Origin of the sequence: Paenibacillus sp. ACRRX, from assembly GCF_022346885.1 — a bacterium.
Lineage (GTDB): Bacteria > Bacillota > Bacilli > Paenibacillales > Paenibacillaceae > Paenibacillus_B.
On sequence record NZ_JAKRNK010000003.1, the window covers coordinates 368,886 to 388,498 of the forward strand.

The 19,613-nt window shown below is 44.9% G+C and carries 20 protein-coding genes; 4 read left to right on the top strand and 16 right to left on the bottom strand.

What is annotated here, in order from left to right:
• Positions 1-126 precede the first annotated feature (126 nt).
• From MH117_RS12285 to MH117_RS12295, 3 genes are all read right to left on the bottom strand, one after another.
• Positions 127-285, bottom strand: a complete 159-nt coding sequence (locus MH117_RS12285; protein ID WP_239328998.1) for a hypothetical protein — start codon at positions 283-285, stop codon at positions 127-129.
• Between the two features lie 96 nt (positions 286-381).
• The gene (locus tag MH117_RS12290; protein WP_239329000.1) at positions 382-1,566 is read right to left on the bottom strand and encodes a response regulator; all 1,185 of its coding nucleotides are present in this window, start codon (positions 1,564-1,566) and stop codon (positions 382-384) included.
• Positions 1,541-4,780, bottom strand: a complete 3,240-nt coding sequence (locus MH117_RS12295; RefSeq protein WP_239329001.1) for a hybrid sensor histidine kinase/response regulator — start codon at positions 4,778-4,780, stop codon at positions 1,541-1,543. The genes MH117_RS12290 and MH117_RS12295 overlap by 26 nt, the downstream gene beginning before the upstream one ends.
• Before the next feature lie 358 nt (positions 4,781-5,138).
• On the opposite strand from MH117_RS12295, the gene MH117_RS12300 reads away from it, so the two are divergent.
• Positions 5,139-6,323, top strand: a complete 1,185-nt coding sequence (locus tag MH117_RS12300; RefSeq protein ID WP_239329002.1) for an MGDG synthase family glycosyltransferase — start codon at positions 5,139-5,141, stop codon at positions 6,321-6,323.
• Between the two features lie 106 nt (positions 6,324-6,429).
• On the opposite strand, the gene MH117_RS12305 is transcribed toward MH117_RS12300, so the two are convergent.
• Positions 6,430-6,984, bottom strand: a complete 555-nt coding sequence (locus MH117_RS12305) for a DinB family protein (protein WP_239329003.1) — start codon at positions 6,982-6,984, stop codon at positions 6,430-6,432.
• A 138-nt stretch (positions 6,985-7,122) separates the two neighbouring features.
• Positions 7,123-8,106: a helix-turn-helix transcriptional regulator gene (locus tag MH117_RS12310; protein WP_239329004.1), complete on the bottom strand. Its 984-nt coding sequence runs from the start codon at positions 8,104-8,106 to the stop codon at positions 7,123-7,125.
• A 120-nt stretch (positions 8,107-8,226) separates the two neighbouring features.
• Between MH117_RS12310 and MH117_RS12315 the strand changes: the two genes are divergently transcribed.
• A complete protein-coding gene (locus MH117_RS12315) occupies positions 8,227-8,601 on the top strand; it encodes a nitrous oxide-stimulated promoter family protein (RefSeq protein ID WP_239329005.1) in 375 nt (124 codons plus the stop codon).
• A gap of 79 nt (positions 8,602-8,680) precedes the next feature.
• Positions 8,681-9,025, top strand: a complete 345-nt coding sequence (locus MH117_RS12320) for an MmcQ/YjbR family DNA-binding protein (protein WP_239329006.1) — start codon at positions 8,681-8,683, stop codon at positions 9,023-9,025.
• A 323-nt stretch (positions 9,026-9,348) separates the two neighbouring features.
• Here MH117_RS12320 and MH117_RS12325 read toward each other — a convergent pair whose 3' ends face one another.
• From MH117_RS12325 to MH117_RS12365, 9 genes are all read right to left on the bottom strand, one after another.
• Positions 9,349-9,939: a GNAT family N-acetyltransferase gene (locus tag MH117_RS12325; RefSeq protein ID WP_239329007.1), complete on the bottom strand. Its 591-nt coding sequence runs from the start codon at positions 9,937-9,939 to the stop codon at positions 9,349-9,351.
• Between the two features lie 268 nt (positions 9,940-10,207).
• On the bottom strand, positions 10,208-10,408 hold the full coding sequence (locus MH117_RS12330; RefSeq protein ID WP_028543770.1) for a cold-shock protein: 201 nt from the start codon (positions 10,406-10,408) through the stop codon (positions 10,208-10,210).
• Between the two features lie 237 nt (positions 10,409-10,645).
• Positions 10,646-11,620, bottom strand: a complete 975-nt coding sequence (locus MH117_RS12335) for a siderophore ABC transporter substrate-binding protein (protein ID WP_239329218.1) — start codon at positions 11,618-11,620, stop codon at positions 10,646-10,648.
• A gap of 97 nt (positions 11,621-11,717) precedes the next feature.
• Positions 11,718-12,476, bottom strand: coding sequence for an iron ABC transporter ATP-binding protein (locus MH117_RS12340; protein WP_239329009.1), 759 nt, complete (start codon positions 12,474-12,476; stop codon positions 11,718-11,720).
• Complete coding sequence (locus MH117_RS12345) at positions 12,470-13,414, bottom strand: iron chelate uptake ABC transporter family permease subunit (RefSeq protein ID WP_239329010.1); 945 nt, start codon at positions 13,412-13,414, stop codon at positions 12,470-12,472. The genes MH117_RS12340 and MH117_RS12345 overlap by 7 nt, the downstream gene beginning before the upstream one ends.
• On the bottom strand, positions 13,414-14,364 hold the full coding sequence (locus MH117_RS12350; protein WP_239329011.1) for an ABC transporter permease: 951 nt from the start codon (positions 14,362-14,364) through the stop codon (positions 13,414-13,416). Before MH117_RS12350 ends, MH117_RS12345 begins: the two co-directional genes overlap by 1 nt.
• A 438-nt stretch (positions 14,365-14,802) precedes the next feature.
• Entirely contained in the window at positions 14,803-14,934 is a 132-nt protein-coding gene (locus tag MH117_RS12355) for a DUF4023 domain-containing protein (RefSeq protein WP_239329012.1), read from the bottom strand.
• Between the two features lie 182 nt (positions 14,935-15,116).
• Positions 15,117-16,106, bottom strand: a complete 990-nt coding sequence (locus tag MH117_RS12360; protein ID WP_239329013.1) for a hypothetical protein — start codon at positions 16,104-16,106, stop codon at positions 15,117-15,119.
• Complete coding sequence (locus MH117_RS12365; RefSeq protein WP_239329014.1) at positions 16,096-16,674, bottom strand: sigma-70 family RNA polymerase sigma factor; 579 nt, start codon at positions 16,672-16,674, stop codon at positions 16,096-16,098. The genes MH117_RS12360 and MH117_RS12365 overlap by 11 nt, the downstream gene beginning before the upstream one ends.
• A 253-nt stretch (positions 16,675-16,927) precedes the next feature.
• Here MH117_RS12365 and MH117_RS12370 point away from each other — a divergent pair, with 253 nt between their 5' ends.
• Complete coding sequence (locus tag MH117_RS12370; RefSeq protein WP_239329015.1) at positions 16,928-18,187, top strand: Glu/Leu/Phe/Val family dehydrogenase; 1,260 nt, start codon at positions 16,928-16,930, stop codon at positions 18,185-18,187.
• A 170-nt stretch (positions 18,188-18,357) separates the two neighbouring features.
• On the opposite strand, the gene MH117_RS12375 is transcribed toward MH117_RS12370, so the two are convergent.
• Together MH117_RS12375 and MH117_RS12380 are read right to left on the bottom strand one after the other, a co-directional pair.
• Positions 18,358-18,585, bottom strand: coding sequence for a type II toxin-antitoxin system antitoxin (locus MH117_RS12375; RefSeq protein ID WP_239329016.1), 228 nt, complete (start codon positions 18,583-18,585; stop codon positions 18,358-18,360).
• 15 nt (positions 18,586-18,600) lie between these two features.
• Positions 18,601-19,461, bottom strand: coding sequence for an SPFH domain-containing protein (locus MH117_RS12380; RefSeq protein ID WP_239329017.1), 861 nt, complete (start codon positions 19,459-19,461; stop codon positions 18,601-18,603).
• Positions 19,462-19,613 lie beyond the last annotated feature (152 nt).

Consider the following 19,613-nt stretch of genomic DNA (forward strand, 5'->3'; position numbering starts at 1 on the left):
AAATTAGTAAATTGCAACTAACCCGCACGAGGGTTGATATCCTCAGCGAGCAATTCAGTGATAAACACATTGTTATCGACAACAAATTTTCAATTATGTACTTGAAAATATAATGAAATATAACACTCACCCTGCGCTGGTAGCGGCTCCGCCGTGTTTAATAAGGATGATTTTTCTACATTTATGTATACAGATTGGATTCGCTCGACCATCTCCCCATGCTGATCTTACCCAAGCAGTGGTCCACGCTTCTGCAAGCGACTCATCATCGACTCCCTCTGCCATTTGCAGCTGTTATTAAATAATAAAGCTGTCCGTGAACGTCACGAACAGCTTTACTTATTGCAGCCCTGCCATAGGCAGGCATGTAGGTTGCTTACCTTATTCCTGCGTACTAGCTACTTCATCTTCAAATATTGTATGTATACGCTGATACCAGCCCTCAGACAACGACTCGCCTAGCTCTCGTTCATATTGGTCTTGGTACTCTTGAACAAAGTGCTTGGCTCTTGTCTTCTCGCCATTCTCCACGTACAATTCCGTCATCAGCGAGGCGTAGTGCTCGTTCCAAGGATCAAGCTTCATGAGCTTGCGGATGCTGGCCAGCGCCTTCCGATACTCGCCCTGCTTTTGATTGAGATCAACCATGTCCTCTAAAAGCCACAAATATCGGTCTCTAATCTCCTCCCGATGCGTCGTCATCCACATTCCGTCCAATCCTTCACACCAATCACCGCGGTAGAGAGATGACATTTCTTCCAGCGCCTTGATATCGGAGGATTCAATTTTTTCATTCATAAACAGTTCCCTATCATGCCAAATATCAGACAGTATAAGCTTGTACATTCGGTCAGTGTAAGTCACATGTATATACGTTTGCAACGATACTTCCACAACGGCACGTCGAATTTGATATACACAAGTGTGTACATAAGCTTTAGCCTTATTAGGATCCGAATTCGGGAATATATCATTAATAATCTGATCAAGACTGGCTGAGCCCTTTAACAGCAAATACGCAAATAGTTCTTCTACTTTTACAGTCCGCCATTTGAGCAAACCAGATGGAGCTTCTATTTTTAAACGGCCGAGACTGAATATGGAAGGGATGGCTTTGGCTTGCTGATTCTCTATGTCCATTGTAATATGGGCGTCAGCCACATTCGGATTAAGCTTATGATGATCTGGCCTCATTTGTCCTAGACGTCTGCTATGGATTCGCTGCAGTGTACGACTCAGGCGCTCTGGTTTGACCGGCTTTAGAATATAGTCAACAGCACTTAACTCAAACGCTTGCAGCGCGTACTGATTATAAGCCGTAACAAACACGACCTCGATCATCGACTTGGCATCTAGCAAACGCTCCGCAAAAGCAAGTCCATTTATTCCTGGCATCTGAATATCCAGTAAGACGATATCCGGTTCATGACGCAATACCCACTCCAGCGCGTGTTCCGCATGAGAGAACAGGACAACCTCTCCTGCCAATACCTCTTCTTTTAACAGGTCTTCCATCTCTCCCAGAGCCGGAAGTTCGTCGTCAACGACGACTATTTGATAAGTCATGATCATCATCTCCTGCTCGTATTCGCATGGTTACCACCGTGCCACCGCCTTCACGGTCAGCAATGCTCAAGGAAGTACCATACAAGCTGCGTATTCTGCGGTTTATGTTAGAAAGTCCAATTCCCCCACGCTTGTCTCCAAATAAGAATGCTCCATGGACCTTCTTATCCAAATCGATACGATCTATATCCATGCCCACTCCATCATCGGACACCGATAGCTCGATCCACATCTCTACTCTGCGCGAAGTAATTACTATGGTTCCGCCTTCCACCTTCTCCATGATACCGTGGCGGACAGCATTCTCCACAATAGGCTGCAGCAGCAGTGGAGGAACGGCGAAGTTCCTCTCCTCCAAATTGTACTCCACCTTGAGACGTGAGCCAAAACGTGCTCGCTCGAGGGATAAATAGGCTTCAATGATACGCAGTTCATCCGCAAAAGGCACTTCAATCTCTTGGTTATCAAAGTCAAAGCTGCCTCGTAAAAAATCACTGAGTGCATGCAGCAATTTCCTCGTTTCATCAGAATCGCGCTTACTCATCCATAATATTGTGTTAATGGAGTTAAACAGAAAATGAGGTTTAATCTGCGCTCGCAGCATATCTCTCTCCGAATGCACAAGCTGCAGCACCGTTTCCTTTAGCTGCACTAACGTCTTGACCCTGCCTTTTAGATCCGTCCAATCATATGGCTTATGAATAAAATCGTTGGCTCCTGCCTCAAACCCGATTTGATTCAGATGTACATTTGAGCCCGCGGTCGCCATTAATACAGGTAGATCCAGCGGACTATACATCTGCCGGATTACACGGCACAAATCAAAACCTGACATCGTCGGCATCATAACATCCATAATACACAGGTTAAATCGATTGCCATGTTCCAGTAACGATAAGGCCGTCTTGCCACTGCGTGCAAGCTCACAAGTATATCCCTCAAGCTCTAGTAGATTAGCAAGCGCCTTTAAGCTTGCATAATTATCATCTACCAAAAGAATGCGACCTTGTTCCTGACCAGTAGGGGATAATACGGCACGTTCTTCCGGGCCAACGTCCAACTCTTCAATATAACGAAAATCTATATCAGCAGATGCTAAACACTGCTCGCCCAGTACATCCTTGTTGGAAATATCCCTTGCCTCCCGTGAGCCGCCTGATTTATGGCTTGCACCACCAGCTGCTTCGGGCTGCTCGGATAACCCGATAATCTCCTCTCTTTCAGCTGTCGGCTGCCCCTCTAATTTAACCGCCGGCAGCGTAAAGATGAAGTTACTGCCTTCGCCGATCTTGGACTGAACTTCCATTCGACCTCCTTGCATTTCTACTAGCTGCTTCGTGATCGGCAGCCCAATCCCAATACCTGATGTATCTGTTAACGAAGAGCTGTCGATTTGCTGATAATCCATAAAGATACGATCCAAGTACTGTGCTTCAATGCCTGCCCCTGTGTCAGCAACCGTAATCTGTTCCCATCCCTCATTAGAGACACAGGATACTGTTATATGACCTGCTTCCGTATGCTTGAGCGCGTTATCCAATAAATTATATAAAATCTGTGTAACCCTGTTCTCATCACCCACAACGTAATGTATCCCGGCCTTCACTTCATTCCGAACATCCACTTCACTATTACGGTTCAGGCGCTGGAACACATCTATTACAAAAGCTACGATATCGTACACATCTAATGAACGTGGATGCAGGCGAATACGACGATTCTTTATTTGTTCACTATCTAAGATATCCTTGACCAAGTAACTGAGGCCCCTTGCTGTACCGTTAACAAGACGCATATCGGCTCTTTGAGAAGCATTCAGCTTACCGCCAGCTCCTTCCAGCATAGACTCACTTATATTAATGATGGCGTTTAACGGTGTCTTAAGTTCATGTGAGGTTCGAACAAGGAATTGCTCCTGTCCCTTCATTTTAGCCATAAGCTGCTCAGACAGCTGCTTAATCTGATGATAAGCACTCGTGAATCGACTAGAAAAAAACAGCCCCTGCGCCAACATAAAAATGGGAATGCCCAAAGGCAGTACAGAAGAAACCGGGCCAATCCATCCCGTTCTAGATACCATTAGTCCAATTACTTGAATTGCGGACATAACACTTACGAAAATATAAGCAGAACCCGTCATACGATAGAGTAATGCCCGCCACGAAATAAAAATAATATACAACAGCCCAACAATTTGCAGAATGATAAAATAAAGCATAAACTTTGTATAGATACTCATCGGTGTAAATAGAACAAAACTCACGATGAGTATAGACACAATACCTGAAAGTTTCACAAGCTTAACTGAAGAATAAACTTTTAGTTGAATATACGTATGGGCCAGGAAAAAGTACCCTACCCCTGTACTGGATATAACCTGCAACTTTGTTACCCATTCATATGAAATGCCCGCAACAAACTCCAATATCAATTTCTCGCCGTGGCATGCAAAGTACAACGCCCCTGAGAAACAGAACAGCGGGAAAAAGGCTATTGATCCTTGATCACGACGATAAAAGTTTTCCCCTAGGAAATAGATCCCCATAAACAGCAAACAGGAAATGAGAGTAACATCCATAAAACCATTATGTTTCTCCATGGTCTGGATACTTTCAGCGGTTCCTAAAAATATTCGCTCGGAGATACCTGTATTCGCATAAAAATGAAAGTTAGAAGCTTGCAGTACCAGTTCCACTTCCTCTTTATGCGGTGAAAAATATACAGTGTAAGGACGGTTATTCGGAATCGACTTCTCTCTACTCGTCCCTATCTGCCCTCTAGACCCGAGTAATTTACCGTCTACATACAGCCTGCTTGCGGTTTTCACATTAGACACCCTTATCCCATAATTCTGATAGCCGCTAGGGAGCTTGAGCGTAATACGATAGGTGGCATAATTGACAACGTCCTCTTGAAATAGGCTCCTGCCATTGGCTTGCCATTGGTGCGGGATCTGTACATAAACAGGATTCGATACCTTTGATTCTGGCCACAGAAGTTGGTTAGGCGTATATTCCCACAGCCCATCAAGTTCTACCGTGCCTATCTCATTCAATTCACACTTGCCTAAATCCATAATCCCTTGCTCCGATACCGCACAAGGCTTAGCACCAGTTCCAAGCAGCGGCAGCCCAAAAAGTAAAATAACGATGATGAGCAAGAAACAAATAACACCTAGGGAACGGCGGCGATGCTTATGTATTGCTGATATCATAAATTCCATACCTCATAAAGTTAATACAATCGTTTTAGGAATATATTACTGAACTTACCGAGTATTCTACAAGAGTAAGTTCAGCAAAGCATTTCAACCTCCTCATTGTAAAGGCCAGCCGCGATAAGCAGAAGAGACACGCTATCCTTAATTAAACCATTTAAATACCTTATATCAGGACAACTTCCAGATTATGCCCGACGAAGGTCTAGGATAAGAACTAACCTGCGGTCTGTTTTGATTGGCTGCTTAGGAAGATAAAATAGTAGTATCACAAACACCGTTTATAGCAGCATCATATTCGGACGATTAAAAGGGAGATGGAGATTACATGTCATATGGAATGGAGGCTTCGACAGTGCGTAAACAAACGAATATATTGGTGTTGACTGGTTCGCTGGGGCACGGTCATATCCAGACCGCAAACGCGATACGAGATATGGTAGCACAACGATTCGGCGACGACGTAAACGTTCATGTCGTAGACTACTTGGAGCAGACCGCTCCCCATCTGCATGGAGTCGGCTCTTATTGCTTCGTTCAATGGTTAAAACACTTTCCAAGCATGTATGGATATATGTTCGAAATGACTCGCAAAGATCGTGGAGTTGCTCAATTCGTAAAAAGCGTCCGCCTTACAAGCCTACGGCCATTGACCAAGCTGATTCGGGAACTGACTCCCGATGTTATTGTCAGCACCTTTCCTGCCGCAAGTGCAGCTGTATCCAAGCTGAAGGAGCGCGGCATCGTGCAGTGTCCGGCAGTTACCGTGATTACAGATCATACAGATCACAGCTTCTGGCTTCACCCCTATACAGATTTGTATATGGTAGGCTCTGAGGCAGCACGGACAAAGCTTATTCGACAAGGCATCAACCCCGCTTACATCGAAGTAACGGGCATACCGGTGCGACCTGAATTTTATGAACAATACGATAAACAAGCATTGCGAGCCAACTATTTGCTGCAGCCTGACAAGATGACCGTGCTGCTGATGGGCGGAGGCTGCGGGCTGCTAGACTTGTCCATGCTTGAGGCATTGGAGCATGAACAATGGGCAGAACACCTGCAATTTATTATTGTGTGCGGCAACAACGACAAGCTCCGCCGCCAGCTGCAGCAGTGGGCCAGTTCCTCACCGCTTCATCTGCGCATAGAAGGATACGTGAAGCCCGTACATGAATATATGGCGATGTCCGATCTTATCATTACCAAGTCGGGCGGCGTTACGACCGCTGAAGCAATCGCACAGCAGCTGCCGCTGCTCGTTTACAAGCCGCTGCCAGGGCAAGAACGTGATAATATCCGTTACTTAGTTCGCAACGGCCTGGCTTGTCGTGCAAAAGGTACCGACGATCTGGTGCGTCAGCTCGCATACTTAGCAGCCAATCCTGAGAAGCTGCAGCGGATGGGTGATCGCGCACTTACGGAGCGCGGTCGCATGCACGCAGATAGCGCGGAAGCGATCCTTCGCATGGCGCAGCAGACGGCAATACAACCGCAGCCCGCAGCTAAGCGGTGGATGCGGCGCAACGCTATCTAACAGCAGCATAAACCTTAATAAATATGAAAATAACCTTCAATCCCACTATTTCAAAAGTAGGGTTGAAGGTTATTTTTTAACGATTGGCTGCGACACGAGACCTGACCTAGATCGCAGACATGCCTAGGGCCGCATCCAACTCTGCTTTCTGCCGTAAATGATGGTTAAAATGCATTTTGACCAGTTGCAGCCATTCCTCAGCATTCAGCCATCCAAGTCCAGGATGCTCTACTTTCGATTGCGGATCACTGCCAGCAGCAGTACGCTGAGCCGCATCCAGTTCGAAGGAGACTTGATGCAGTCCGTCAATCAGCTGCTGCCGATCCGTTGGCTGAAGCGGTGTATAGCCCGCTGAATCAGGCACCTTGATCTTAATGGGTGGAAAGGCACCGGCTCGATAAATCACTTCGCCTCCTTCCGTCTTAGCCCCCCCCGTTGTTTCCTCAGCGGCTGCGCATTGATCAATGGCACGCAGATGCAAGCGGAGCGTAGCATCTATAAGATGATTATAGACTTGTCCGATCGACCAACTGCCTACTATTGGCACCGCTGTTAATTGCTCAGCCGAATAACGACCAAGCTCAAGCTCGTATTGGCCTAATAATTGTCTAATCTCCATCACCGTTTGGCTTAATCTTTCATTTACATCCACTTTCAACATATTCTTCGCCCCTTCTTATCTTGAGTCCGCCTTCTGGTGAATGATGGCAAGTTCCCACTAGTTCAAACAGTCACCACTCATAACTACCAACCGGCACTTGTTAACCCAGTATATCGAAGTGCTCCTGACACCCTTATGTCAGTAATAAGTTGCATCGGAAGAATAAAGTCGTACCATGCGTTCTGCTTCCGCTTTAATGGCTTGTGCCAACGATGCAGGCTCCATTACAGTCGCCTGAGCACCCCAGCTTAGTAGCCAGGAAAGCACATCCTGCTCTTTACGGGCTGTAAGTTTGACGATCAGCTCATGCTCCCGCTCTTCCACAGATTCGATATAAAAATAACGCGACTCCTTCACACGCTGTGACAAACTTATTGGAAAAGAAACTGTAACGTGATAGCCACGATCAGTACGGTCGTCAGTGGGCATATATTCAGACAGCGAGAATTGGGCTGGGCGCTCAAAGTGCTCTTCCATCTCCAGCAGCTCTTGAATTCGATCCAAGCGAAAATGGCGAATAGACAGGCGTAAGCTGCAGTACGCAATTACAACCCATACGGCTCCTGTATGCACGATGCCGTATGGGTGAATCGTACGCTCCGTCTCAACTGAGCCGCTTATGCCAACAGGGGCTTCATATCGAATAGATAACACGCGCTGCTGTTTCACTGCCTGCTGCATCTTATGGAGCAGTGGATTTGTCTTGTTCCGATGCAGCGGCGTCACCCCATAATCTTCGGGCAGAAAGCGTATTTGCCCTTCGATATCCCGCATTCGGTGAAGACCAGCTTCATTTAGCAGCTCCTTCATCTTGGCGCGGGCACCCTGCGCATAAGCAGTCCATGACTCATCCAGCCTGCCGCCAATATGCTCGACACCCGTCAGCAGCAATAAGGCCTCCTCTGGATGCAGCAGCACCGGCGGCAGAAAATATCCTTCCATCAGGGAATACCCGATGCCAGGGATCGAAGCAATTGGTACTCCCATTTCAGACAAAGCCTGCATGTCTCTGTATATCGTACGTACTCCAACTTCATACAATGCCGCAAGATCTTCGGCTCGACACACACGTCTTTGTCTGAGCTCAAGTACGATAGCCATCAAACGATCCGTACGATTCATTCCCATTCCTCCGTCTCTGTTAACTTGCTCACCTTCTTATTCGAGTTAACCTTATATAATTTGTATTAATGGAATTTATCCTGATATGTATATAGTTACCTTAGCAGAGGAGTAATGCGGATGGGAATATCCAATATATCTAAAGAAAAAGCGACGCTCACTTATATGATACGCATCTATTGCTGCGCGCATCACCAGCATGAGACTATCGATAGGAATCTGGAAACAGGACTATGCGATTCATGTGCAGAGCTTACTAGATATGCCTATAAGCGGCTGAGTCACTGCCAATTCGGAGAAAACAAGCCTACCTGTGGAAAATGTCCTATTCACTGCTACAAACCCGACATGCGAGAGCACATAAAACAAGTCATGCGTTATGCCGGTCCACGCATGGTATACCGCCATCCTATCATGGCCATTCGCCATCTCATCAGCAGCTTACAGCAGCCGCCCGCGCTGCCTGAAGCACGGCAAAAGAAGCCCGTAAAATAAATCTAAAATTGATTTGCACTCACAAATTCGCTATGCTAGGGCCATCAAAGTTAGATGAGGAAGAAGGTAGAGGCCAAAGATGAACAAATGGATAGAATATTGTATGACTAAGCGTGGGACTAGCCAAACCAATCCATTTGGCCCAGATGTCCATGTGATGAAGGCGGGAACCAAAATGTACGCCCTCTTCCCCACCGATGGTAACCCTAGTGTAAGCTTGAAGTGTGATCCTTTTAAAGCAGATTCATTGCGTGAGCAATACCCTGAGATAACGCCAGGCTATCATCTCAATAAGAAGCATTGGAACACAGTTGCATTAGACGGCAATCTCACAGATGAAGAGGTACAAGCCATGATTGATCATTCCTACGAGCTCGTTTTGAAAGGGATGACAAAGACAGAACGTACTAAGATTGGTTCATAATACAAGTACACGGAGCCGTTGCACCTTCCATCCAGAAGATGTAACGGCTGCTTTTAGAATTGACCCTATCCGCTTTTAGATTAGCTTAGTTTCCCCTCCGAGTCTGGTCAGAATACAGATAAACCATGACGTAATCAAACAATCGTCATCAAATATATATCACCAATAAAAGAAGCATTCGTTACTTCACGTTACACGTGACAGCTCATCCGATATGCGAAAAAGGCACATAGAAAAGCCGCTGCGTTAACCAGCATCATGCTGATCAGCTCAACGGCTCTTGTTTACAATCTCTCAATCTATTATATTCAGTCGGTTTGTAATCAATTGTTGCGATTATAAACCATACAATATTGTTCTAGGTCACTATCGGGCAAACGAATCGTCTCGACCAATGTGAAGCCATATCTACCATACAGAGGAACGTTATTTGGATTCTGTGTTTCTAGTGTACATGCCCAGTCTTTGGCATCACACTCAGCTAGCAGCGGCTCCATCATCTTACTCACTTGGCCTGAGCCTCGATAAGCCTGCTGCACAACCAACATGTCTAAATGAGCGTAGGGTCTGTCCCCAAGCATATGAAGCCAAGCTGAGCTCATACTGTGTAAAATGGATACGCCTCTGATGAAACCTTTAAATCCAATATATCGGCAAGCAGGAAGAGACTTTATGATAGCAGTTGCAATTCTTCTCCGATAATTCAACTGAGACAGTATGGAACTGCCGAATTGCTCAGAGCGGAATACAAGCGCCACCGCTTCCCATTGTGCTGAACTTGCATAAATATCAGAATAAGGGGACAACATCTCTAAGTAATGACGAAAAAAGATACGAAGCACTTCTTGTCTCGTACTGGGATCAGGGAGCATAAACGTATACAGCGGGTCTTCCATAAATTGTGCAGCCAGCACATGGGCTGCTTGCGGTATATCTTTGCATTCTAAAGTGATAACGTTGCGACTACAAATAGTTCCACCCCGGATCTAAGTAATTGACCTCCCTATAGGAGCTGGGGAGCTTCGCACTCCGGCTCGCGATAAAAAAAAGGTCTAAATAAAGGGTACTCGTTGCAGATCGCTTCGTCAAACCTTAAACCTCGCCTACCCAGTTATGGAGTATAGGCTTACAAACGCACAAAAAAACAGCCCTTAACCGAAGTTAAGGACTGTTTTCCATCAATTACAATTTAACAACGTTTTCCGCTTGCGGTCCACGGTTACCTTGTACGATGTTGAACTCGACACGTTGGCCTTCGTCCAAAGTTTTGAAGCCGTCACCAGTGATTGCGGAGAAATGTACGAATACATCGTCGCCACCTTCAACTTCGATGAAGCCGAAACCTTTGTCAGCGTTAAACCATTTAACTGTACCTGTTTGCATTTATTTCACCTCCAACGCTAAAACATATACCTCTTTTTATTTTGAAAATAAAAATTGCGTATTGTAAAAGGTTCACTAACATGAGAACCTTTTACAATACGCAATTGAAGGTTTCAAAATGTAGGATTGACTTAATCATACCTTAAAAAGAGGCAAAATGCAATATTTATTATATCAATGTGCTGCCACTTCTCGAACAGTGCCGAGAAGCGGCAAACTGATAAACACATTATAACACTATTTTAAGCTTTTGGATACTTCTTTTACCATCTCGGCTACAGATTCTAATCCACCGCCAGAAAGGTACCAGAATTCAGGGTTCAGATATACGATATTGCCTTCCTTGGACGCCTTCGTGTTCTTCACCAATGCGTTCTCCACTACATCTTTAACAGAAGATGCACCTGCTTCACTTTTGACTACAGCACCACGATCTACGACAAATAAATAATCTGGATTTTTTTCTGCGATGTACTCAAAAGACACACTTTGTCCATGAGTCGATACTTCAATTTTAGGGTCAACAGCTGTCATACCAAAGACATCATGTAAAATACCAAAGCGCGACTTCGGACCATAAGCACTTATTTTTCCTTCATTCGCCAAAATAATAAGTGCATTTTTACCGCTAGCAGTAGCTTTTTCATTTAATGCTTTGATGGAATCATCAATAGCTGCCAATTCTTTATCAGCTTCTGCTTCTTTACCGAATATTTTACTAAGTATTTTCACATTTTCCTTGAAAGATACCATGTAATTTTTTGTGTCCACTCCAACGTATACAGTAGGTGCAATTGCACTCAGCTCTTTATAAGCGTCAGATTGACGACCCGAAATTAAGATCAGATCTGGCTTCATATCATTAATTTTCTCAAAATCAGGCTCTTTTAAACCACCAACATTTTCAATTTCCTTGGAATTGTATTTCGCCAAGTACCCTGGAACGTTGCCACCACGTGGAACTCCCGCGACTGGAACACCTAATTTGTCTAATGTATCTAACGCACCAAAGTCGAATACAACTACTTTTTGTGGGTTCAATTTTACTTTAGTTGTCCCCAACTTATGTTTGATCTCTAGCTCCGTCTGCTCAGCAGCAGCAGGTGTTGTTGTTGCCGTAGAGCCTGTTGTTTGCTCTGTCGAACTACCGTTCGAAGCTGTATTTTTTTCGCCGCATGCTGCAGCTACCACTGCGATGACCAATGTCATCATAATAAACAACCATTTTTTCTTCACTTCTATCACCTCATGAAATTATTTTATATGTGAGTTAACACGTAACACCAAGTAGGAAGAGCACATGAAAGTGCTAATTAAAATAAACACAAATTTTGTTGCCATTAATCACCTGAATCGGAATATCCATATCGTATACGTCCTTAAGTACAGAAGAATCAATAATGTCCGCTGTTGGACCTTCTTTGACAATCCGTCCCTCTTTTAGAGCTACGATATAATCAGAGTAACAAGAAGCAAAGTTGATATCATGAATAACAATAACAATCGTCTTGCCCAGCTCATCTACTAACCTGCGCAGCACCTTCATAATCTGCACAGAATGCTTCATGTCCAAATTGTTTAAGGGTTCATCCAGCAAAATGTATTCCGTATTCTGGGCAAGCACCATCGCGATGTAAGCTCGCTGACGTTGGCCACCGCTTAGTTGATCCAGAAACTTATGCTGTATGTCCTCCAGCTCCATATACTGAATCGCCTCGTCAACGAAGACCCAATCCTGCTGTGTCAATTTGCCTTGTGAATAAGGAAACCGCCCAAAGCTGACTAAATCACGAATTGATAAGCGCACTGTAATGTGGTTAGACTGCTTAAGAATCGATATCTGCTTGGCGAGCTCAGCACTCTTGCATTGGCTGATCTCCTTGCCATCCAAAATAATTTCACCAGAATCTTTGGAGAGCAATCGGCTTACCATAGACAGCAACGTACTCTTTCCCGCGCCGTTCGGCCCAATGAAAGACGTAATTTTGCCTTTTGCAATTTTCACCGATACGTTATCTACAACCGGCTTGCCACTATACTGTTTGGAGACTAGCTTTACTTCTACCACGTTTTGTTCTCCTTCAACAGAAGATATATGAAGTACACGCCCCCGACAAAGTTAATAATGACGCTAATCGTTGTCTGGAATGTAAATACTCGTTCTACAATTAATTGCCCGCCTATCAAGGCCACAATGCTGATGAGCACTGAGCCTGTAATCAGAACACTGTGACGATAGGTTTTAAAGAGTTGATGCGCGATATTAGCCACCAGCAGTCCGAGGAATGTGATGGGCCCAACCAGTGCGGTCGCAATCGAGATTAAAATAGCCACGATAATGAGCAGACGTTTAACTACATGGTCGTAATTTACACCAAGATTTATGGCCTCTTCTCTGCCTAGTGATAACACATCCAAGTACTTCATGAATTTCATAAAATAGAGTGAGACACCAGCCAACACTGCTATCGAAAGGATAAGTAGATCGGTGTTAATGTTATTAAAGCTGGCAAACATACGATCCTGAACAATCTGAAACTCGTTCGGATCAATGAGAATTTCCATAAACGACGACATGCTTGAAAACAAAGTACCAAATATTAGGCCTAACAATAGCAAAAAGTAAATATTCTGGCCTTCTCTACGGAACAACACCTTGTAAAACACACTCGCAAACAGCATCATCAGCCCCACGGATATGCCAAAGTTCAGATTCCGATCCAACATCGTCATACTTGTTGAGCCAAATACAAAGACAACAGTCGTCTGAATGAGCATATAAAGGGAATCTAGGCCGAGGATGCTCGGTGTAAGGATACGGTTGTTGGTTATCGTTTGGAATATCATCGTTGAGAAAGCAATCGCGCCTCCCGTTATAACGATGGCCAATATTTTTTTGCCCCTGCGTGGAAGGATGTAATCCCAGTTTCCGTTAGCCTTAATAACCATAAATATGATGATCAAGGTCAATGCCAATGCTGCTAGCGTCCATAGTTTCCCTCTCATCACTGGTAAGCCTTTCTTCTCATAAGTAAGTAAATAAAGATGATACTGCCTATAACACCAACCGTCAGTCCGATTGAGATCTCGTACGGGTAGATGATGAGTCGGCCTATAATGTCACAGCTCAGGACAAATACCGCACCAAGCAGTGCCGTATGAGGCAGGTTTTTCTTAAGGTTATCGCCTTGGTAAAGGGTAACAATATTCGGAATAATAAGCCCCAGAAACGGAATCGTACCTACCGTCAGCAGCACGACAGCCGAGACCAATGCAACGATGACAAGGCCGAGGTTCACCACTTGTTTGTAATTCAAACCCAGGTTGTGCGAGAATTCTTCCCCCATCCCTGCTACTGTAAACCGATTAGCAAATAAATAAGCGATAACCAGCGCCGGAATACTTAAGTAGATCAGCTCATACTGTCCTTGGATCGTCATCGAGAAGTCTCCGTGCATCCAAGATGATATATTCTGAATCAGGTCATGCTTATAGGCAAAAAACGTCGTAATGGAGCTAACGATACTGCCGAACATAAGACCGACAAGCGGAATAAAGATGGCATCTTTAAATTTCACGCGGTCCAGTATTTTCATAAAGATGTATGTACCTAACAATGCAAACAGAAAGGCTATGGACATCTTCACAAGTGGCGTGGCCGTCGGAAAGATCATTAGGGCGACCAATACCCCGAACTTGGCAGAATCCATCGTTCCTGCCGTCGTAGGCGATACGAAGCGATTGCGGCTTAACTGCTGCATCATAAGTCCGACAATACTCATGCTCATCCCTGCAATGATGATGCTCATTAGTCGCGGAACGCGGCTAATATATAAAGTTTGCGTCTTATCCTCTGTCAGATTAAACAAATCAAGCGGAGATAGTTCTTTAACTCCTATAAACAGAGAAATCATTGATAAGACAATGAGTGCAATCACAAGATATATTTTTCTCATGGTTATCCTTTTCACTGTAACGTCGTTAACTCATTCGCTGTAATAATGTCATTACCGAAGGTAAGTTGACTGAGATCATTTGCCCCTTATCATTGAGATTGATTCTCATTTACTGTAACTGTTACGATTATAACGTACTAAGGGTATAAGTCAATAAAAACACAGGATTTTATGTTATCGATCACTTTTTTGCCACAATATTGTTGATTCTTGGTAAGAATGGACCTTCATTTTTTCAAATCATTGTATGTTTCCCTTAATTTACCGAACTTGAATACCCCAATAATAGCTGTAGCACTTGCTTAAACATCAATAACGGAAATAAAAAAAGCCGCCCCTCGCTAATTCATCGAGTAGACGGCTCCGTTGATCTGTGACACATACTGAAAACTATCTTATTTGCTAAGCGATTGGTTCTGAGGTCGTAATCTTGACCCGTTATTTATTGGTGCTTTTCTGCTTACCCGGCAGCTTATCACCTGGGGTCCCTTTACCGTGATGCTGCTGGTTCTTTCGAGCCTTCTCCTGGTTCTCGTGCACCTTTTGTACAAAGTCGTGTGTGTTGTCCATGATGTTCAAGCCTCCTTCTTTCATACAAGCGATGTCACCGTTACTTTAACCAAGTAGCAGCCAAATCATGTCCCGTACCAAACAGGTCTCCACTTCATCTCATGGTCTTGATGTCAGCAGAGAGGCTGCTTGTCGTTCATAGCCTATAATTGTCCCTAGTTACGATATACAATATCCTTCGCTCATTCCACAGCTTGGGCTGCTTGGATAAGTTGCTCTTTCGAAATATTTGGTGAATCTGTAATTACACGAATCATGACAGACGAAGAGCTCTTGGACATCCATGACAACTCTTTATACAATCCCGTATCACTAAATAAATAGTCGTTGTTCTCCACATAGTCGGCCTCAATACCATCTTTCTGTATCCGATCATGCACGATCGTGTCTGGCGAAATTGCCTTGATTTTGACCTTTTCCAAAATATGATCATACTGCACAAACAGGCGATTCCCATCCGCGCTCTTATAAGTGGACGTGTAAATATCGACCGGCGGGTTTGTCTCCTTAGGCTGTGTTCTCCAAGTGTATGCCTTTCCTTGGTCCTTGCTCTCCTGACGCAGCTCACCTAACATCTCAAGTCCTTCCAAACTAACAATGCCCCCAAAGGCAGGCTCAGACTTGCCTGATTCAAAAGTGAATGCTCCGTTTAGTTGATCGGGAACTGCACTGCTAATACCCGCACTTGCGATCTTATCGCTCCATTGCTCTAGTTGCTCCACAGTTCTAGGCTTGGATACACTGAGCAAAGGGTGCTGCCTAAAAGCTGAATACTCTGATTTCTCAAGCGCCGCCATGTAGACAGCAGCATACTGCCCTTCTTGCAATTGGTTTTTTACGTCAGCCAATGTACTGCGAATGTCTGTCTTCAAAGACGGTGCAAGCTTAAAACCACTATCCGTCCACACCTCTGTCTGAATGAAGCCATGGTCGGATTGAAACAGTAATTTCTGGGTAGCATAGCCAAACCCTGATAATACTGCCGCAATTAGCGCGGCGTATATCCATTTTCGTGCTGTGAATTTACGTTTTACGATCATAGGTTTCCCCTCTCTCCATTTCGCGCCTTGCTCGGCAATTATGGCCGTCATATGAGTCTCCAACGAGGAAGGTAGATGCAGCGATTCGGATGCTGACTTGTATTCTTGCTTCAACTTTTGCTCAATGGACATAAGATGTTTCTCCCCTTTCTGCCTTTCGTTCGTCCATATGACGACGCAATTGCTTTAATGCCAAGTGATGGCGGGACTTTACGGTACCTACAGGTATATCTAATATCATCGCAATATCCTGTAAGGTATAGTCGTGTACATACCGGAGCACAATAACTTCCTTTAACTTCTGCGAAAGCAGTTCGACAACAGGGAGCACCTCCATTTGAGCATGCAGTGCATACAGATGATCGTCCATCCCTGTAGGCGGCAGTTCGGCACCGTGTGACTTAACCCGTTCCAATAAACGGAACCTACGCCACACCCCTCTGTTCCAGCTCCGCACTTGGCGTACAATAATGCCATTCATCCATGCATAGAAGGGTTGTTCTGGGTCGTATTTGTCCCATGCTCGGAACAACTCCAAATAAACCTCACTCATCATGTCTGCTGTATCTTGCTTATTCGGAGCAAGGAAATAAATCAAGCGGTACGTATAATCCTTTGTCTCATGATAAAGCTGTTGAAAAGCATCTGTATCCCCAGCCCTCATCCGGATGATTAGCGGGGTAATGTTTAATTCCTTCATGTAGCCGGCCTCCATTCAGGTGTTACATGAGATATTGGCTCCGATCACGTTTTAGGTTCACTTCCATGCAAAATAAAATATATAATGGTATAAACACGAAGAATTTAACAGAAAAAGCGCTTTTATGTTCGGGAAACCATATTTTTTTAAACATTTTTCACTAGATCTATATATTTTTTATTTCAACTTTACATGCTAACCTTTATAATACTTTAAAAAGCGAGATTAACAGAAAAAGGATAGGTGAATAATTATGAGTCATTCCACTCAGCAAGAAGAGTTAAATCCTTACTTAATTGCGCAACGTCAAGTCGACACAGCAGCCGCCAAATTGCAGCTTCCCACACACGTCACTGAGCTGCTAAAGAAACCTAAGCGCGTATTGTCGGTCAGCTTCCCTGTTAAGATGGATGATGGAAGTGTTCGTATCTTTGATGGCTACCGCTCCCAGCATAACGACGCTATCGGGCCAACAAAAGGCGGAATCCGCTTCCACCCGGGTGTTACACTTGACGAGGTTAAAGCCTTATCGATGTGGATGACCTTTAAGTGTGGAGTAGTTGGATTGCCTTACGGCGGTGGTAAAGGCGGCGTTATCTGCGATCCGCGTGAATTGAGTATCGGCGAATTGGAGCGCTTAAGCCGTGCATTTATGGAAGCGATCGCTGACATTGTAGGACCAGAACGCGACATTCCTGCACCTGACGTGTATACGACGCCGCAGATTATGGGATGGATGATGGATACGTACAGCAAGCTACGCGGTCATAACGCCCCGGGCGTCATCACAGGTAAGCCGATTATTATCGGTGGCTCTCAAGGACGCGGCGAAGCTACAGCACAAGGCTGTGTATACGCTATTCAATCCGCGTTGAAGGACATTGAGCTTCCAATGGAAAAGGCTAGAGTAGCAGTTCAAGGCTACGGCAACGCAGGCCGCATCGCAGCCCGATTGCTGAACGACCTCGGGGCAACTATTGTAGCTGTAAGTGATTCCCGTGGCGGTATCTATGACCCAGCTGGTCTGGACATCACCCGCGTCGAGGAATTAAAAGACACGGCGAAGCTCGCAGACTACGGCACTGAGTATTTGATCAGCAACGAGCAACTGCTTGAGCTTGAAGTAGACATTTTGATACCAGCTGCGCTGGAAAATGTCATTACTAAAGAAAATGCAGCAAACGTAAAAGCTCGTATTATTGCCGAAGCAGCTAACGGTCCTACAACACCTGAAGCAGATGAGATTCTGGACGCTAAAGGCTGTATCGTTATTCCCGACATTCTGGCAAATGCCGGCGGGGTAACCGTGTCATACTTTGAATGGGTACAAAACCTGATGAACTACTACTGGTCTGAAGAAGAAGTGCTGGAGAAACTAGAAGTGAATATGGTGAAATCGTACGATGCCGTCCGTAAAATGGCAAAAGAGTACGAAACCAATCTTCGCACGGCAGCTTACATGATTTCCCTTCATCGTGTTACCGTAGCAATGCAAGCACGCGGTTGGGTGTAATACCCAGCACCTACGGCGATATTGGCTAACTAGGCTTTCATCAAGCCTAGTTAGCCGACATAGACAGCATTATACAAGCCCCCTTGCCTCCTGATTCAGGATGGCAAGGGGGCTTGTATTGGTCATTGAACTGTCTATGTTCTAATCAGTCGATAACGTTTAAAATCCGACTAGCCTTCGATACTCGGATCCACTTGTGGATGTATCGGCTCTGACACAGGTTCAGGGGACGTTTGGCGACGAATAGACGGAAGTCTTCCCGCTTCCCGGAGCGCCTCCCTCAACAAGAACTCCATATGCCCATTTACGCTTCGGAATTCATCGGATGCCCAGCGTTCCAAAGCCTCATACACGCTTGGGTCTAGACGGAGTGGGAAGCTCTTCTTCTTGCTGGCCATTAATCGGCCTGCTCGTTAGTAGATCGTACCGGTGTTAATGACCGGCTGGGCAGAGCGATCAGAAACTACGGCAACGAGTAAGTTATTAATCATAGCTGCTTTACGTTCATCGTCAAGTTCAACAATGCCATCTGCTTGCAAACGTTCAATGGCAAGCTGTACCATCGTAACAGCGCCGTCCACAATCTTCTCGCGTGCAGCAATGATAGCTGCTGCTTGTTGACGTTGAAGCATCGCGCTGGCGATCTCAGTAGAGTACGCGAGGTGTGTCAAGCGAGACTCTATCACTTTGACACCCGCGATTGCCAATCGATTCTGAAGCTCATCGCTAAGCTCCCCTGCAATCTCCTCCGTATTGCCGCGTAAAGAAAACACCCCTGCTTCCACCGAATCATATGGGTATTTGCTTGCCACATGCCGAAGGGCCGTCTCGCTCTGAATCTCGACGAACTTCTCATATTCATCCACCTCGAACAGGGCCTTGGCCGAGTCCACTACGGAAAATACGACAACTGCTGCAATCTCAATTGGATTGCCATCCACGTCGTTTACTTTGAGCTTAACGCTGTTAAAGTTGCGTACACGGAGCGATATCCGCTTACGGCTTGAGAACGGAATGATCATATAGAAGCCGCTCTCTCGAATGACACCTAAATAACGTCCGAAAAACGTAACTACGTGAGCTTGATTAGGCTGTACGATTGTCAATCCAGTGAGCAAAATTGCGGCTAAGCTTGATACAACGATTCCGGCTACGATAGTCGTCGTCGTTTCTATCGTGAGCATGTAAACTCCCGCTGCAATCATAGCCGCGATAAGCAATAGAGCAGCAAAACCATTCAAGCTAGAGCATTTCTCTTCTTTGAACACGGTCATCACTCCCTAAGAACAAGTTTATATTTTTGATATCTTAATGATATCACTTTTTCATATATATGTAAAATTATTTATTTGCTGCTTAACACCAGGTCTGGTATTAATATTTTAATGTTAAGTTACTGCGCCTACCTCACTGTAAGTAAAATCTC

Excerpts from the sequence above, each read along its gene's own strand:
- MH117_RS12285 (WP_239328998.1), bottom strand. The coding sequence starts at position 285 with ATGGCAGAGGGAGTCGATGATGAGTCGCTTGCAGAAGCGTGGACCACT.
- MH117_RS12290 (WP_239329000.1), bottom strand. The coding sequence starts at position 1,566 with ATGACTTATCAAATAGTCGTCGTTGACGACGAACTTCCGGCTCTGGGA.
- MH117_RS12295 (WP_239329001.1), bottom strand. The coding sequence starts at position 4,780 with ATGATATCAGCAATACATAAGCATCGCCGCCGTTCCCTAGGTGTTATT.
- MH117_RS12305 (WP_239329003.1), bottom strand. The coding sequence starts at position 6,984 with ATGTTGAAAGTGGATGTAAATGAAAGATTAAGCCAAACGGTGATGGAG.
- MH117_RS12310 (WP_239329004.1), bottom strand. The coding sequence starts at position 8,106 with ATGAATCGTACGGATCGTTTGATGGCTATCGTACTTGAGCTCAGACAA.
- MH117_RS12315 (WP_239329005.1), top strand. The coding sequence starts at position 8,227 with ATGGGAATATCCAATATATCTAAAGAAAAAGCGACGCTCACTTATATG.
- MH117_RS12320 (WP_239329006.1), top strand. The coding sequence starts at position 8,681 with ATGAACAAATGGATAGAATATTGTATGACTAAGCGTGGGACTAGCCAA.
- MH117_RS12330 (WP_028543770.1), bottom strand. The coding sequence starts at position 10,408 with ATGCAAACAGGTACAGTTAAATGGTTTAACGCTGACAAAGGTTTCGGC.
- MH117_RS12335 (WP_239329218.1), bottom strand. The coding sequence starts at position 11,620 with ATGATGACATTGGTCATCGCAGTGGTAGCTGCAGCATGCGGCGAAAAA.
- MH117_RS12345 (WP_239329010.1), bottom strand. The coding sequence starts at position 13,414 with ATGAGAGGGAAACTATGGACGCTAGCAGCATTGGCATTGACCTTGATC.
- MH117_RS12350 (WP_239329011.1), bottom strand. The coding sequence starts at position 14,364 with ATGAGAAAAATATATCTTGTGATTGCACTCATTGTCTTATCAATGATT.
- MH117_RS12355 (WP_239329012.1), bottom strand. The coding sequence starts at position 14,934 with ATGGACAACACACACGACTTTGTACAAAAGGTGCACGAGAACCAGGAG.
- MH117_RS12360 (WP_239329013.1), bottom strand. The coding sequence starts at position 16,106 with ATGTCCATTGAGCAAAAGTTGAAGCAAGAATACAAGTCAGCATCCGAA.
- MH117_RS12365 (WP_239329014.1), bottom strand. The coding sequence starts at position 16,674 with ATGAAGGAATTAAACATTACCCCGCTAATCATCCGGATGAGGGCTGGG.
- MH117_RS12370 (WP_239329015.1), top strand. The coding sequence starts at position 16,928 with ATGAGTCATTCCACTCAGCAAGAAGAGTTAAATCCTTACTTAATTGCG.
- MH117_RS12375 (WP_239329016.1), bottom strand. The coding sequence starts at position 18,585 with ATGGCCAGCAAGAAGAAGAGCTTCCCACTCCGTCTAGACCCAAGCGTG.
- MH117_RS12380 (WP_239329017.1), bottom strand. The coding sequence starts at position 19,461 with ATGACCGTGTTCAAAGAAGAGAAATGCTCTAGCTTGAATGGTTTTGCT.